This is a genomic window from uncultured Kriegella sp. (assembly GCF_963975415.1).
Classification (GTDB): domain Bacteria; phylum Bacteroidota; class Bacteroidia; order Flavobacteriales; family Flavobacteriaceae; genus Kriegella.
Window position 1 is genome coordinate 380,811 of the sequence record NZ_CAXBGN010000001.1, and the last position, 16,316, is coordinate 397,126.

General features: G+C 39.7%; 9 protein-coding genes. 6 read left to right on the top strand and 3 right to left on the bottom strand.

What is annotated here, in order from left to right; all coding sequences use genetic code 11:
• Positions 1-19: 19 nt before the first annotated feature.
• The 3 genes from AACZ88_RS01585 to AACZ88_RS01595 all read right to left on the bottom strand — a co-directional run bounded on the left by AACZ88_RS01585 (position 20) and on the right by AACZ88_RS01595 (position 8,853).
• The gene (locus tag AACZ88_RS01585; RefSeq protein ID WP_339705197.1) at positions 20-3,379 is read right to left on the bottom strand and encodes a SusC/RagA family TonB-linked outer membrane protein; all 3,360 of its coding nucleotides are present in this window, start codon (positions 3,377-3,379) and stop codon (positions 20-22) included.
• A 487-nt stretch (positions 3,380-3,866) separates the two neighbouring features.
• Complete coding sequence (locus tag AACZ88_RS01590; RefSeq protein WP_339705200.1) at positions 3,867-5,600, bottom strand: SusD/RagB family nutrient-binding outer membrane lipoprotein; 1,734 nt, start codon at positions 5,598-5,600, stop codon at positions 3,867-3,869.
• A gap of 10 nt (positions 5,601-5,610) precedes the next feature.
• Positions 5,611-8,853 (bottom strand): SusC/RagA family TonB-linked outer membrane protein, encoded by a 3,243-nt coding sequence (locus AACZ88_RS01595; protein ID WP_339705203.1) that lies wholly within the window; start codon positions 8,851-8,853, stop codon positions 5,611-5,613.
• 546 nt (positions 8,854-9,399) lie between these two features.
• Here AACZ88_RS01595 and AACZ88_RS01600 point away from each other — a divergent pair.
• Genes AACZ88_RS01600 through AACZ88_RS01625 form a run of 6 tightly spaced genes read left to right on the top strand, consistent with a single transcriptional unit; the run spans position 9,400 to position 16,313 of the window.
• Positions 9,400-10,905 (top strand): sodium:solute symporter family protein, encoded by a 1,506-nt coding sequence (locus AACZ88_RS01600; protein ID WP_339705206.1) that lies wholly within the window; start codon positions 9,400-9,402, stop codon positions 10,903-10,905.
• A 4-nt stretch (positions 10,906-10,909) separates the two neighbouring features.
• Positions 10,910-11,125, top strand: coding sequence for a hypothetical protein (locus tag AACZ88_RS01605; protein WP_339705208.1), 216 nt, complete (start codon positions 10,910-10,912; stop codon positions 11,123-11,125).
• A gap of 52 nt (positions 11,126-11,177) precedes the next feature.
• Complete coding sequence (locus AACZ88_RS01610) at positions 11,178-11,411, top strand: YtpI family protein (RefSeq protein ID WP_339705210.1); 234 nt, start codon at positions 11,178-11,180, stop codon at positions 11,409-11,411.
• Positions 11,412-11,422: 11 nt separating this feature from the next.
• Positions 11,423-14,020 carry a glycoside hydrolase family 2 TIM barrel-domain containing protein gene (locus AACZ88_RS01615; protein ID WP_339705213.1) on the top strand — a complete coding sequence of 866 codons (2,598 nt, stop codon included), beginning with the start codon at positions 11,423-11,425 and terminating at the stop codon, positions 14,018-14,020.
• A complete protein-coding gene (locus AACZ88_RS01620; protein WP_339705216.1) occupies positions 14,001-15,281 on the top strand; it encodes a DegT/DnrJ/EryC1/StrS family aminotransferase in 1,281 nt (426 codons plus the stop codon). Before AACZ88_RS01615 ends, AACZ88_RS01620 begins: the two co-directional genes overlap by 20 nt.
• A gap of 24 nt (positions 15,282-15,305) precedes the next feature.
• Positions 15,306-16,313 carry a Gfo/Idh/MocA family oxidoreductase gene (locus tag AACZ88_RS01625; protein ID WP_339705219.1) on the top strand — a complete coding sequence of 336 codons (1,008 nt, stop codon included), beginning with the start codon at positions 15,306-15,308 and terminating at the stop codon, positions 16,311-16,313.
• Positions 16,314-16,316: the final 3 nt, after the last annotated feature.

The following is a 16,316-nucleotide window of genomic DNA, read 5'->3' on the forward strand; positions in this document are numbered from 1 at the left end:
TCTTATTTTTTTATTTTTTTTAGAAACTTGCGTTTAATTTTATACCTACTGGTATCGACCAAGGCTGAATATTATATCTTTCAACACCTTGTGAGAGATTACCGTTGGAATATTGAAAAGCAGATTCTGGATCGATATTGATACCCGCTTTGGTCCATAAAATAATATTACGACTAAATAGGGAAAGTGATAAATTTCGCATTGCTAATTTCTCAGCAATTTTGCTCGGGAAGGAATAACCAATTGAAATTTGTCTAAGCTTTACATAATCAGCATCAAAAGTTGCGTTTCTGGTAAAATCCCATCCATACTGATCACCATAAGTATGGTACTGCGTGCCAGGCCCACCGATGTTTTCTTGATCGGCTATAAAGTTACCATCGTCGTCATAAGAACCGATAACACCCGGCAAGAAAACACCATCATTTAAACCATCAACCGGAAACCCACCGTATTCGGCAGTTGGCCCACCAACGAGGGGGTAGAAATCACCATCTGGAGACAAGAATATATCTGCATTTTCTTTGATGTAGGTCGGTATGTCCCCAACATCGCTAAGATCATATACTTTATCTAACCATCTTGTTGTCTGAAGATCTGACTCTCCATATCGATGCGTTTGAGAAACAAACTGTCCACCATTTCTCCAATCGAAGTTCATTGATAAATTCCAATTCTTGTATTGGATCGATGTTTGAAGGCCTACTTTAAAATCGGGGTTATAGTTGCCAATTACTGCCGCTGCTCGGGTACCATCTTCATTGGACAACGTTCTATCGCTGTTCTCCCAACCCTCATCATCTAATAAAGGCCATCCGAAATAAGGTGAGTTTTCGTCCTCTACACGTACAAAATCTGCATCGACAATCTGGCCTACTTCTTCACCAACCCACGTATATGCACCACCTCTCGCTTGACTCCAAAAATTTACATAATCGGTTCCTTCGGCCAATTCGGTAATAATCGTTTTGTTAGTCGTGTAGGTTAAATTCATATTCCAACGTAAATCTTCACTGTCTATCAATACACCTCCTAAACTAGCTTCAAAACCTTTACTGTTTAAGTTCCCTGCATTAAATAGTTTACTTGTCGCACCAGACGATATTGGCAGGGCTTTTTGAAATATTTGATTTTCGTTATTCGATTCATAATACGTAAAATCCATATTCAAACGATTTTTGAAAAGGGATAAATCAACACCATATTCAGTCGAAGTGTTAAGTTCAGCCTTAATTTCATCGTTTTTTAATGCCGCATTTACAGCCAACTGAGAAGCTGTGCCCCAATCGCCGGTATTATTTAAAATAGCATACAAATTGTGTGGACTAGTGTCATTACCAGCCTGTGCCCAACCAACACGTAATTTAAATAAAGATACATTATTACCCATATCAAATATGTTGTTCACTAGAAAACTAGAAGAAACAGAAGGGTATAAGAAACTGTTTTCGCTTCCTGGCAAGGTACTTGACCAATCGTTTCTAAGGGTTGCATCTACATACACCATGTCTTTATAGCTAATATTACCTAAGGCATACAAACTATTTACACGCTCTTTTGATTGTGTTTCATTATAATCGATATTGTCAGCAGCAATATTCGACAAGAGGAATAAGTTTGGAATAATCAAACCTGACCCACCATTTTTGGTCTGGGTTGAAACGTAACTCGTATTTACATTTCTTACGTTACCACCAGCGGAAAGACCAAAATCAAAATTTTCACTCAATTTATCGGTATACGAGAGTAAAAAATCAGCATTGCTCTCAACGCCGTTCAAGTATTGTAACCCATAGGCGCCATTGATTTCCCTACTAAAACCGCTTGATATTTTTGTTTCCCTTTCTTCTTGCGAATCATTGTATGCATAGCGCACCATTAAAGAAAGTTTATCTGTAAACTTATAATCTGCTTGAATATTCCCCATCAATCTTTTTCTCTCAAAACCATTATTTATTTCATAAGCCATGAAATAGGGGTTGTTATATTCAAAATCAGATGGATCATCACCAAAATTATACGGTGCATTCTGGGTTTGACCCTCTACCAACCAATAATCGCGTAAATCACGAATATCGATATGGGGGTTAATATCATATACGGCCTGCAACGGGTTTGCATTTCTTTCCGTAGTTGACGGTCGATTATCTGCCCCTGAAATAGTATACTTCAAGCTTGAAGTTATCTTCAATTTGTCATTGACATCAAAGCTACTATTGATACCGAAATTATCACGACGTAAATCAGAATTTGGAATAAAACCTTCATGCCTCATATTGGTATAAGACATACGATAATTCATTCGATCGGTATTATTCTCTACTGCAATTGTATTGGTCAAAGTGTATGCAGATTCAAAGAAGTTCTTGGCATTGTTCGCACCTCTTGAAGTTAAAGGTGTGGCAATCCCCACACCGCTTGCTATCTCTGCATCGGTATACGGCCATTGAATAGCGCTTAAGCCTTTATCCAATTCCGGTCCTACCCACCCAGATGAAGTCTCATCGATTTGAGAAGTGTTAGGATCAGGTCGACTTCCGTTTGCAAAAAGATTACTCTTTTCAAAAAATTTATTAGGTGTCTCATATACATTACTTGAACTGAATGAAATACCTAAGCCCTTACTTTTTTTACCTGATTTTGTTGTAATCATAATCACACCATTGGCTCCTCTAGAACCATACAGAGCCGCTGCACTGGGTCCTTTCAAAACAGAGACGTTGGCAATATCATCAGGGTTTACATCACCTATTCCACCACCATAATCTACGGCAACGCCGCTACCGACGCTACCGATATTGGTCAGGCCACTTGAAAGTGGCACACCATCAATAACATATAGCGGTTGGTTGTCGGTAGTTAACGAAGATGCCCCCCGAAGTATCACACTTACGGTAGAACCCGCACCACCTGTTGAATTTATCTGAACCCCTGAAACCCTACCATTCAATGCATTCAGCGCATTCTCTTGGGTTACGGTAGTTATATCATCACCATCAACTTCAGCAACCGAATATCCGAGGGATTTCTTTTCCCTGGAAATACCAAGGGCGGTAACGACCACTTCATCTAATGTCTCTGCCGATGCCGCTAAGGTAACATCTACAGTAGAACGGTTGCCCACAATCACTTCTTGTGTCGTCATTCCTATATAGGAAAACACAAGTACGGCATCATTGCCCGGTACTTCAATACTATAATTTCCATCAAAATCTGTAGATACCCCAGTGATAGTTCCTTTCAGTACTACCGAAACCCCGGGTAACAATTCTCCATCAACACTGCTGACGACTCCTGTAACCTCTTGTTGTGCATGTGCAATACCGCAAAACATGCTTAACAAAAGAAACGCCAACCATTGTAAGTTTCTTTTTTTCATAGTTAATCGATTAAAATAAATATTCAGTTTAGTTTTAATTATGAAACAAATTTATTCTAAAAATTGTGTTAAAACATATAGTATCATATTATATTCATGTGATATTTTACCCATTTTGACTTTTATTTGGATATATATTTAATGTAAGGTTAATATTGCATTAGTTCAGATCATGAATCTGATAAAGAAAAAACTTACTTTAAACGTAATTATCATACCCTAAAAAGCACTTCTTAGTAAGAAAAGACATCCCACATAATGAAATATTTAAAAGTCACAACACTAACCCCATTTACTTAATATTCGGGTTCAAAACACCAACCTTTCCGAATCGAAGAAAATCATACCCCAAAATCATACTAACCTTCTATCGCTAAATTTCTCAACTGAGCTATAAAGAAGTATGAATAAATAGAACACAAAAAATCCAGGCCTATATGAAATCATACAGACCTGGAAAAACTAAACTCAATGAAAACTCTTTAAGCTATTGTAATAACCACATTAATGACCATTGATCATTTACGGCTGGTTGCAATCGACCGGTCGCCTCTGTCAGGTTATCTTCATTAAAGGGATCTGACAAGATTTGCCTTTTAGGTATATCTTGACCATTTGCACCCTCAATAACATTCTTTTCCAACTCTGGTAAGCCGGTTCTTCTCCAGTCGAACCACGCTTCAGCTGTTAGCCACCCAGCAATCCACTTTTGATGCAGTATAGGTTCCATTTTATTTGCTGCATTGGTGTAAATAGATTGGGCATTGGAAATATAAGCGGCCTTATCAAAAGTCTCCAATGAATTGCTACCTTCATCGTATACAGCACCACTGGCACCATCAACAATTTGCCAGCGATCAAAAGATAGTTCAATTCCGCTGATGTAGTAATCCATAGGGCTACCGCCAATCCACCCTCGTTCACTGGCTTCCGCTAAAATAAACTGGGTTTCAGCACTACTCATAAGCATAACTGCCGACAATTCATTTGCATTCTCTGAATATATATTCGTTAGGTAAGAGATATGTGGATTTGAGGAATCTCCTAAATATATATCGGGATCCAGCGCGGTAATACCAGAACGGATATCGGTAACAGTATTTCCCATGTTGTAATCATTTGGTGCGCTAAGGGCTACCCCTAGACCGACGAACAACGAAGTATTCACATCATTAGTCAAATCTGCATCGGAATTTCTACCGTCAATATCTACGGTAGTATTTCGCCTTACCCTGCCGTCAACCAACTCAACTCCGTCGGTGGCACTCGGGAAAATTTGAACATCTACCGGTCTTATCCATTTAGTTAATCTTGGATCATTTAATTCAATAAGGTCTTTAACAATAGTAGACGACGGTTTTCTGCGATAGAATTCCGATCTAAAAGTATAGGAAAGTGGCCCCCCGGGAAAGCTATTGTCCGAAGCGGAACCTATCCATTCAACCTTGGCGTTATCATCAGCATCGGTCATAATAGGGTTTTCAGTAGGATTCGCGGCTATAGAGGCTATCTCGGCCGAAGGATCCAAACCTGAAAGCGTTTTTTCCGATAAACGCATACAATATCTCAAACGCAATGAATTGGCAAATTTTCGCCACTTGACGGCATCGCCTTGGAAAACCACATCTGCACTCGATACCGCACCGATGGTGCCAACACCTTTTAGCATATCATTTGCTGTTGAAAGGTCAGATAATATGCCCAAGAAAATATCTTCTTGCGCATCGTATTTCGGTACAAAGGCATCACCTCTTTCTTCTCCATTGATAGCCTCTGAATATGGAATATCACCAAATGTCGAAGTCAAAAAACCATAAGTATATGATTTCATAATAAGGGATACCGCCTGGTAAAACTTCTTTTCATCACCTTCCTTCTCCTCTTCCGCACGGTCAAAAATATACTGGCTGTTGGTTAAGATCGGAAAAAAACTATTAAAATTCTTGGTGTCCCAAACAAAATAGAAACTATAGAAATCAACGTTATCACGCTGAAGGTATTGGCTGCCCGCACTTACCTCTCTTGCTTTGTAATTGGTTTCAACATCATTTTTAGCCGTAGAGGTCAGTATATTAGTAAGAACAAAACTAATGTCAATTTTATCCTCCGGAAGGGTGTTGGAGCTAATGTTGGTCTCATCTAACGAATTGCTACAAGAGAACGCGACAAGCATACTCATTGATAGCACGGACCATCTTAAAGTTTTATATATCTTTTTCATTTTTATCTATTTAAAATGTCACATTAATTGTAAATCCTACGGGAGCAACCCATGGGAGGGCATTCCATTTTTCTTTTCCTATATCGTAAGAACCGTTATTTTGATAATAGGCAAGTTCGGGATCAATACCAATATCGGCTGCATTCCACAACATAATATTCTTTGTAAAAACAGAAAGTGATACCCTTTGTGCCGAAATTCTTGAGGCAAATTTTTCGGGCATATCATAGGTAAGTGTAATGTTCCTCAACTTGACAAAAGAGAGGTCATACATAAAGGAAGACCCCACGTCCCATAATCCACCACCTGGTTCAACGACTTTATAAGCATCGAACAACACCGTTTCAGGACCACCAAAGTTCTCGGTATAGGTACCATCGCCATTATCTACTACCCCGGGCCAGAACGAACCATTGTTAAACCCGTTGTACTCGAAACCACCAGTTTGTGCATCTCTACCCCCTATCCAAACATTATCAGCTTGATATATTTCAGGATTGGATTTAATTTCGTTCGCAAGCGCGGTGCGATCACCGTTAAAAGAATTAGAACCCAAAACCCCGCTAAAAGTCCCGGCATCCCCTTGCCATTTATCAACCCAACCAGAACGCGCTGTCCGCTTCATGGTTTCAGAGTAGAAATTACCACCTTGTCGCCAATCAATATTAGCAGCCAATGTTAAATTCTTGTACTTTACAGAAGTACTGAATCCCATGGTAAAATCATTCGTGCTCTTGCCCACCTTTGGTTTAAGTGCATTGTCTTTTTGAAATGTCAACCCTCCATTATTATCGAGTATGGGCCAGCCCTCGTATTCGCCTGATTCGACTCTTAACACGCTGGTTGAATACAGGTCGCCAATAATACCGCCAACAAAGGTCTGTTGTGTTAAGCTTCCTGCGTTACCCACACCAATTCTATCGATACCGTCTACCAATTCGACTAATCTACTATCTTGTTTGGTAAAGTTAACACCCAAATTCCATTCTAAATTCGCCGTTCGCACGGGCACCGTATTCAAAGCTAATTCTATACCGGTGTTTTGAACATTACCCGCATTAATGGTTGCACTACTGAAACCAGACATGGGTGATGTGGTTACCCCTATAATTTGGTTTCTATTTTGGGTCCTGTACCAAGTTCCTTCAAATCCAACTCGATTGCTAAAGAAACCTAAGTCGGCCCCAACTTCATAAGAAGTCGCTATTTCTGGCTTAAGCGCAGTATTCGGCAAACTCGCCGGTACGGAGTATTGAATATCGTTACCCCAAAAAGTTTGATTCAACACCGGATTTATGGTATACGGATCAGTGTCTTTTCCAACTTCTGCCCAACCCGTTCTAAGTTTGACCAGGGACACCCAACTTGGCATCTGAGTCATTTCTGAAACTAACACACTTAGTGAGGCCGACGGATAGAAATAAGATCTATTTTCTTTTGGCAACGTACTCGACCAATCGTTACGTGCGGTCAAATCTAAGAAAACCATTTCCCGATAACTTAAGGATGCCAATCCGTACAGACTGTAAATTTCCTTTTCGAATACGCCCGAGTTATAACCAAGCCCCGGCCTGGCAACATTAGACAAGGTATATAAGCCAGGTAACGTAAGAACATCACCACCTCCATAAAGGCTTGTATTTCTACTATTCAAATAGTTTCCACCAACGGAAGGGTTAATTCTAAAGTCACCAATTTTTTTATCATAAGAGAATAAGAAATCGAGATTGGCCTCTCTTTCATCAAGCTTCGTTTGTTCGTATGCCCCGAATGGTTTCACGGCAGAACTCCCAAATCCGTCATAAGACCAAGGATAGATTGACTCGATTTTTTCATTATTAGCACTATAAGACACCCGGCCCATGGCGGTTAGCCCAGGTAAAATATCGACATCTAACCGTACATTACCAAAGCCTCGGATCTGATCTAAGGTTCTGTCTCTTTCATAAGCAGAGAACCATGGGTTGTTAGGGAGCGCTCCAGCTCTTCTTTGTTGCGAACCTTCTACTTCCCAATAATCTTTAAGGTCATTAATATTCACATGGGGTGCGTTAGCGAAAATATCCATATATATATCATCACTTCCGTTGTTCGTCAATGGTAAATTATCTGATGTAGGTTTAGAAATCGTGATATTGGCAGTAAGCTTTACCTTATCCGTTATATTGTAACTTGTCGCCAACGAAAATCCAAGTCTTTTCAACTCCATTCCTGGGGTAATTCCTGTCGTTTTCATGTGGTTAATGGATAGATTAAAATTGCCACGGTCATAATTTCCACTTATACTGGCATCCGTTTGGGTCGACAACCCTGTTTGAAAGAAATCTTGTAAGCTATTATCGTACATTACTAAAGGTTGGGCCTGCCCATCGGTATTCCACTGCACTGCTTCAACACCCGCTCTTGCACCATACCAATATTGCCAAGACGATTCGTTAAACTGCCCCTTTTGACCTGTAGTAAAGGTATTCTGTAATTCAAAATAATTATAGGGCACACTTAGCGTAGTACTCTGTGTGAAGGAAACCCCGATGCCTTTTTGCGCTCCCTCACCAGACTTCGTAGTGATAAGAATTACACCGTTACCAGCTCTTGAACCATACAGGGCAGCGGCGCTCGCTCCTTTTAGTACCGAAATACTGGCCACATCCAAAGAGCTTATATCGGCCATAGCATCAGTATTGCCCACAGGAGAACCATCAATAACGAGCAGTGGCTCGTTGTTACTGGTCAGAGAGGTCTGACCTCTAATGATCACATTCATTTTGGCATTGATATCGCCTCCCATTTCGTTTATTTGTACGCCAGACATTTTACCGGAAAGTCCGCTTAATACATTCGTATTGGGCTGCTGGTTTAATGCTTCAGCTTCTACTACCGCCACGGAATAGCCCAAAGCCTTTTTTTCCCGTTTCATACCAAGAGCGGTAACCACGACTTCATCCATTTTCTGAGCAGAGAGATCCATAACCACAGTCATGGCGGTGTTATTACCAACAACGACTTCTTTTGTCTCCATTCCTATATACGAAAAGATAAGAACAGATTCACTATTAGGCACTTCTATAGAAAAATTTCCATCAAAATCCGATACCACCCCTTTGGTAGTACCTTTAATAACGATGTTCGCTCCCGGGAGCGGTTCTTGTAAGTCATCAAGCACAACGCCCGTGACATTTACTTGCGCCAAAGCGCTGCTAGTACACATAATTATCAACGTGAATGTTAATAATTGTAAAAGTTTATTTTTCATATCACTGAAATAAGTTGTTAAATGTTAGAATTCCGTATAGTTTTCTCCTACAAACATATTCCAAAAGTTTTCTTAAAATGCACGATATTATATTAGATATTTATGATATCTTATCTTTTTTAAGACTTAAATTGACAATTACTTAACCTAAGGGTAATATTATGTTAGTATTGATAATATTCCATAAATTGTTAAAACTGGTCAAAATCAATGCTGTAAAGTCTCTTTTACCTTAAAAACCTATGAAAGAGATCAAGAGTGCTATTAATTTTATAAGGGAAGAAATAATTAAAGGAAGTTTGACAAAAAAGAATAACCTAGATAAAAATGTTTCCGACTTTATATCAATATGCCCTAAATACCTTTTTAAAATTGCAAGATTAACAGTTCAATTCACTCAAAACTATATATATTTTAACTCAATTATCGGTGTATCGATAAAAAAAGCTACACATAGGTTGATATTCCGTGCAAATAAAATAAGATATAACAAATTAGTTCTGTCGATTTCAAGTTAATTTGTATCACCATAAATAAAAGTAAATTATGCTAGCAGGAATCGATTATTTTATAGTTATAGCCTATATCGTCGGAATGCTCTTATTGGGCCTCTACTTTAAAAAATACGTCAATAGCTCTGAAGATTACTTTCTGGGAGGCAGAAGTTTACCGTTTTGGGCAATAGCAATGTCTATTGTAGTTTCCGATATCGGTGCCTTAGATTTTGTCGGGGTATCAGGCCAGGCCTATAGATATGGTATTTCAGTAGGTAATTTTGATTGGGTGGGCTCGGTTCCGGCAATGCTTTTAGCTGCATTTATATTCATACCTTACTTTTGGCGTGGGGGTATGTACACCATACCTGAATATTTAGGTAGACGTTACAACAGGTCAGTACGTACTATTGCTTCAGCTACTTGGATCTTGTTCTTCGCGTTGGATTTAGGCGTATTGTTTTGGGCAAGCGCGGTTCTTCTTAATGTCTTAATGGGGTGGCCAATTTGGATTTCCATAATGTCTACTGCAGGTGTGGTAGGCCTATATACTTATTTTGGAGGAATTACGGCAGTAATTATGACAGATGTAGTGCAAATGGTTATCATGTTTATTGGTGGTTTTGCGTTGGTTTACCTTAGTCTTGATGCAGTAGGCGGATGGGAAAATATGGTAGAGAAAATTGGTACTATGGGGCCTGAATATCGAAGTCACTTTGATATTATTCAACCCGTAAATACCAAATCGCCCTTTCCGTGGACCGGTATTTTGTTCGGGCTTACCTTTGTTATGTCCAATGCATACATGATAGGCAATCAATCGATTGTACAACGCTGTTTAACGGCTAAAAATGAATGGCATGCCAAAGCAAGTATGGTTTTTGGGTCTGCGTTAAAGATGTTTATTCCTATACTTGTATTATTTCCAGGTCTGATGGCCGTTGTAGTACATCCAGATTTAGCCGATGGTGACCAAGCTTTACCCATGATGATAAAAAGTATACTGCCCCCAGGTCTGGTAGGCTTGATGTTCGCCGCATTTTTTGCGGGATTGATGTCAAGTGTTGATTCACTTTTAAATTCGACGGCCACTTTATTTACCAAAGATATTTACGAACCCTTCATAAAGAAAGATGCAGATGACAAGCATTATTTGAAAGTGGGTCAAATTACTACTTTAGTATTGTTGGTATTAGGGGTTGTAACAGCTCCGATCAGTAGTGATTTTCCGGGCATTTATGTAGCTATACAAACCTTTATGTCTTATTTTCAGGGGCCTTTGTTCGCTATTCTTTTACTTGGTATATTTTGGAAACGGACAACACAATGGGGCGGACTTTCGGCATTGGTTATCGGTATTGGTTTTGCAATATTCCTTAATGTATTCAAAGCGGATTTCTTCACAATTGAAGATCCCTTTTTATATATTTCCTGGTGGTCTTTCTTATTAGGGTTTATTATCAATATAGCAGTTAGCTTATTGACCAAGAAACACTCAGATGCTGAACTGGAAGGTTTGGTTTTCAATTCAAAAATTATAACTAAAAATAAAAGCTAAGACTATGTTGAATTTTGATTGGCTTTCCGGAGTTTCCGCAGAAACGGCAAAAATGATATTTTTTGGCCTCTATTTTTTAATTGGTGCGCTAGTGGTTATGCTCCCTAATGAATATATATACGAAGGCATTAAAAAAGAAGACCGCCATTGGTGGAACAATTTAAAAATTTGGTCCGTTGCCGTTCTGGGTATTTTGGCAACCGTCTATTATCAGTTCTAAGATGAATCGCAGTATTCTTATATGAACTTAGTTAAGCAAAAGCATAAACATTATGAACGAATTAGAGCGGCTTTCAAGAATTAAATCGGCACAAATAAATCAAGCCTTGGGCGTATTTATATTCATTTTTGGCATTATTATCACTTTTGCCATGGTATATACGGAGACCTTAGTGCAGCAAATGACCGATTTGGTCGCCGGTTTGGTTTTGATTACCATAGGCGGTGGAATGGTATGGAAGGCAAAAAGAACCATACGGAAATTCAAAAAGACAAACGATAAATAAGCAGTGTGTAGATGGAGTGTCTGAAAATTGAATTACGAGAGAATTGGAAAATTCAATCCTCTGAGCAGGTTTCCGAAACCGGAAAAATGCTTTCAAAAGAATATTCACTTGCCGAAGATTGGCAACCGGCCCAAGTTCCTTCCACAATATTGGGTACTCTGGTCGCCAACCAAGTATATAAAGACCCTTATTTCGGTGAAAACTTAAAGCATATACCGACTGAACCATTCGAAGTTCCGTGGTGGTATACAACCGTTTTTCAAATAAATGGGAAACAAACCGAACTTAATGCCACATTGAATTTTGATGGTATAAATTATAAGGCCAACGTTTGGCTTAACGGAAAGCAAATAGCCGATTCAAAGGCCATAAATGGTGCATTTCGTATTACGTCGTTTGATGTTAGCGACGCCATTGTTTCCGGAAGCAACATATTGGCCATAGAAATTATTCCTCCGCAACCCGGGGACTTCAGTACCGGATTTGTCGATTGGAACCCAGCTCCTCCAGATGGCAATATGGGCATATTCAGACCCGTAACACTGCACTTATACAAAGGTATACAGATTAAGAATCCTTTTGTGCAATCAAAAGTAGACTTGGCAAATCTGAACAAAGCAGCATTAACTGTTTCCACAGAATTAATAAATACGACCAATACAACTATTTCCGGTGTTTTAGTCGGAAAAATAGAAGATATACGCTTTGAACAAACGGTCGTTATTACGGCAAATTCATCATCATACATAGAATTTGACCCTACAAAATACCCGCAATTGCAGCTAGATAATCCCAGGCTCTGGTGGCCCGTGCATTTGGGAAATCCCGATTTATATAAATTGGAAGCACAGTTTGTTGTAAATGAAAAGGTATGCGATGCTACCGAACTCAAGTTTGGTATACGTGAAGTTGAAGACTATTGGTTGAACGACATACACCGAGGCTATAAAATCAACGGAAAAAAGGTGTTGATTAAAGGTGCCGGATGGACGGACGATCTCTTATTAATGGATACCGACGAGAATATCGAGGCACAGGTAAAGTATGTCAAACAAATGAATTTGAATACAATTCGTTTGGAAGGCTTTTGGGGAAAAGACCATAAACTCTATGATCTTTGCGACGAGCACGGCATTTTACTCATGGTCGGATGGAGCTGCCATTGGGAACATGAAATTCATATGGGCGTACCCGTAAATGAACGCTTCGGAGGTGTTTATAAACCAGAAGACATTGACCACGTGGCCCAAGCCTGGGAAGATCAATTGATTTGGTTGCGCAACCATCCCAGTATATTTGTCTGGACGGTCGCTAGCGACAAGGTACCCATTACCGAATTGGAACAGAAGTATATCGAGACTTTCGAGAAGTTTGACCCTACCCGCCCCTATTTGAATTCAACAGGCGGTGTTGGAAGCGATCAACATGTTATCGGAAGTGAAGATGTTATCAGTGAAATTAGTGGATCATCAGGGGTGAAAATGTTGGGGCCATATGCCTATACCGCACCGGTATATTGGTTCACTGACACTAATTTTGGTGGCGCCTATGGATTTAACACCGAAACAGGCCCAGGTGCCCAGATACCACAGCTAGAAAGTTTAAAGAAATTTATTCCAGAAGACCAGCTTTGGCCCATTGGTGATGTCTGGAACTATCATTGTGGCCGTTACGAGTTTGCCGATCTAAGTCGTTTTATTACGGCAATTAACGAGCGTTATGGAATTCCAAAAAACCTTGAAGAGTTCGATAAAAAGGCGCAGTGTATGAACTATGAATTGATGCGCCCAATGTTCGAGGCCTTTCAAGTTCATAAAGATAGATCAACAGGTATCATCCAATGGATGCTTAATGCGGCTTGGCCAAAAATGTATTGGCAGCTTTACGATTATTACCTTATGCCCACTGCGGCTTTCTATGCCACGCAAAAGGCTTGTGCTCCATTACATCTTGCATATAATTATGGCGACCAAAAAATTTATGTGATAAATGACTTTTCACATAACGTTGAAAATTTACAAGCCAGAATCCGAGTTTACGATATTGAATCACAACTAATTTTGGATAAGGCTCTTGATTTTCAAGTACTTTCCGATACTTCCGAACCAATATTTAAAATTGATGACATCGAAGACCTATCGACAACCTATTTTGTTGATCTTCGGCTGTTTGATGATACTAGGAAAGAAATAGACACTAACTTTTATTGGCTGTCGACCAAAGAAGAGGTATTGGACTACGAAGCCGATCTTGGCGAATTCGCCTTTCACACGCCCAGTAAGATATATGCCGATTACGCTTTACTCAACACGCTTGACAAAGTTGATATCGAAGTGGATTACAATTTTGAAAAAATAGATGACCAACAGCAAATTACAGTCCACATAACAAATAACGGTACGGCAATTGCATTTTTGATTAATCTCAAATTGGTTGACAAAAGTACTGGTGAGCCTATTCTGCCCGTTTTTTGGGAAGATAATTTCATAAGCCTCGTGCCTGACGAACAAAGAACACTACAAGCAAGGTTTAACTACAACGCCCTGGCCGATCTAAAAGTCGAAGCCTGGAACTCAAATAACATTACCTATGGAAAAATTAGCGATTAAAGGTGGAAATCCCTGTCGTGATACCACTGCACAACCATGGCCAAAATGGCCGGTATGGGGCAAAGAAGAAGAAGTTGCGCTTATTGAAGTACTCAATAGTGGGGTTTGGTCGTACAACGGACCAAAGGAAATGGAATTCAACCAATTATTTGCAGAATTTACCGGCACCAAATATGCTATCTGTACCGTAAACGGTACAATCACTATGCAACTTGCATTAGAAGCCCTTGGTATAGGCGTAGGTGATGAGGTAATTGTTCCCGGTATCACTTGGCAAGCTACGGCAGCAACCGTAATTGACGTAAATGCCACTCCGATTTTAGTCGATGTTCTAGAAGATACATGGTGTATTGATCCGGTTGCTATCGAAAAAGCTATTACGCCAAAAACAAAAGCAATTATTCCAGTGCATTTATATGGCGCATTTGCTGATATGGATGCCATTATGGATATCGCTAAAAAACACAATTTATATGTAATTGAAGATTGTGCCCATAAACATGGCGGTGAATGGAATGGGAAAAAAGCCGGTAGTATTGGTAATGTAGGAAGTTTTAGCTTTCAATTGTCAAAACACTTGACCGCTGGTGAAGGGGGGTCCATGACAACAGATGATGCTGACCTAGCCGAAAAATTAGATGCCCTAAGAAATGTGGGACGTAGACCTGAAGGAGATTCCCTTATTGGAGCTGACAAAGGAATCGGAGATTATGGTGATGACGGTAATTTTATTCAATCGGGCAACTTTCGAATTACAGAATTCCAAGCAGCTATGCTGATTGAAGGTTTAAAGAGATTGCCAGAACAAAATGCCAATAGAGATACCAATGGTGCTTATTTGAACAGCTTGTTAGAAGAAATACCGGGAGTAACACCTTTAAAAAGAGATGACCGGGAAACGAAAAAGGCATATTTTAATTTTGCGTTCCGGTATGATGAAAGTAAATTTAAAAATTTACCCATTGCAAAATTTAGAGCGGCTTTAGAAGCTGAATTGGGTATAATTGTTGACGCATGTTATGAACCCTTGAACAATTGTTCACTTTATGTTCCGCACACTAAACCAGCGCGACACAGACTGAATGAAGATTATTGGGCGGCAATAGACCCCAAACGTTTTTCATTACCAATTTGTGAACGTATTTTCGAAAAAGAGTCCGTATGTTTACACCACAAAATTCTTATGGGCACTACCGCAGATATGGATTTGATTGCCCGAGCCATTCGAAAAGTATATGATAACGCCGAAGTCCTGTTTTAGAGCCCATTGTAACAAGAACACTTTATGAACACCCTTAAAATAGCGCTTATCGGAGTTGGCTACATCGCAGACTATCATGCCCGCGGATTACAAGCTATTCCCAATGTAGAAATTGTTTGTGTAGTTTCCAAGCATATTGAAAGTGCCGAGAAATTTGCCAACAAATATGGCATACAGGAAGCTTATACCGATATTTCCAAAGTAATCGAGAACAGCGAAATCGACGGCGTCATCATTAGTACACCCAATAAATTCCATGCGCCATATGCTATTTCATTTTTAGAAAGTGGAAAAGACGTTTTTCTCGAGAAGCCTATGGGAATGAATCCCATAGAAGGACAGCAAATTGATGCAGCGGCCAAAGCGAACGACCGATTGGTCATGGTGGGTCACATGTGGCGTTTTGATATCGATACCAATTACATCAAAGATGCTATCGATTCAGGAAAACTGGGCAAAATTTTTAAAACAAAAGGCTATGGCATTCACGAAAACTGGGGACCTGAAGGATGGTTCACTACCAAAGATTTGGCTGGTGGCGGGGCACTTGCAGACATGGGCGTTCATGCCATTGACACCGTAAGATATCTATTGGGAGACCCAAAACCGGTTAAAGTTTATGCCAGAATATCTACACAATTCGGAGACTACGATGTAGATGACACCGGTATTATCGTTATCACTTGGGATAACGGAGTGGAAAGTATTATTGAAAGTGGGTGGTGGCACCCACATATGGATGGCCCCGAAGCAAGTACGGGACTATCGGGGACCAAAGGCTATGCAAGTTTGTTTCCGACATTATTGAAGCTAACGACCGGTGTAGAATCTTCTGAAAAAATTACACCTGACCTTCCCGCACGTGAGGATCACTGTGCCCAAATAATATACACCAAGCAAATGGAGCATTTTGTAAATTGTATAAAAACTAGAACAACCCCTATACCAGGTATTGTAGAAGGACAAATTGTATTGGATATTGTAAATGCTGCCTATTCATCTTCTGAAACAGGGCAAGCCGTTAATCTTTAAGCA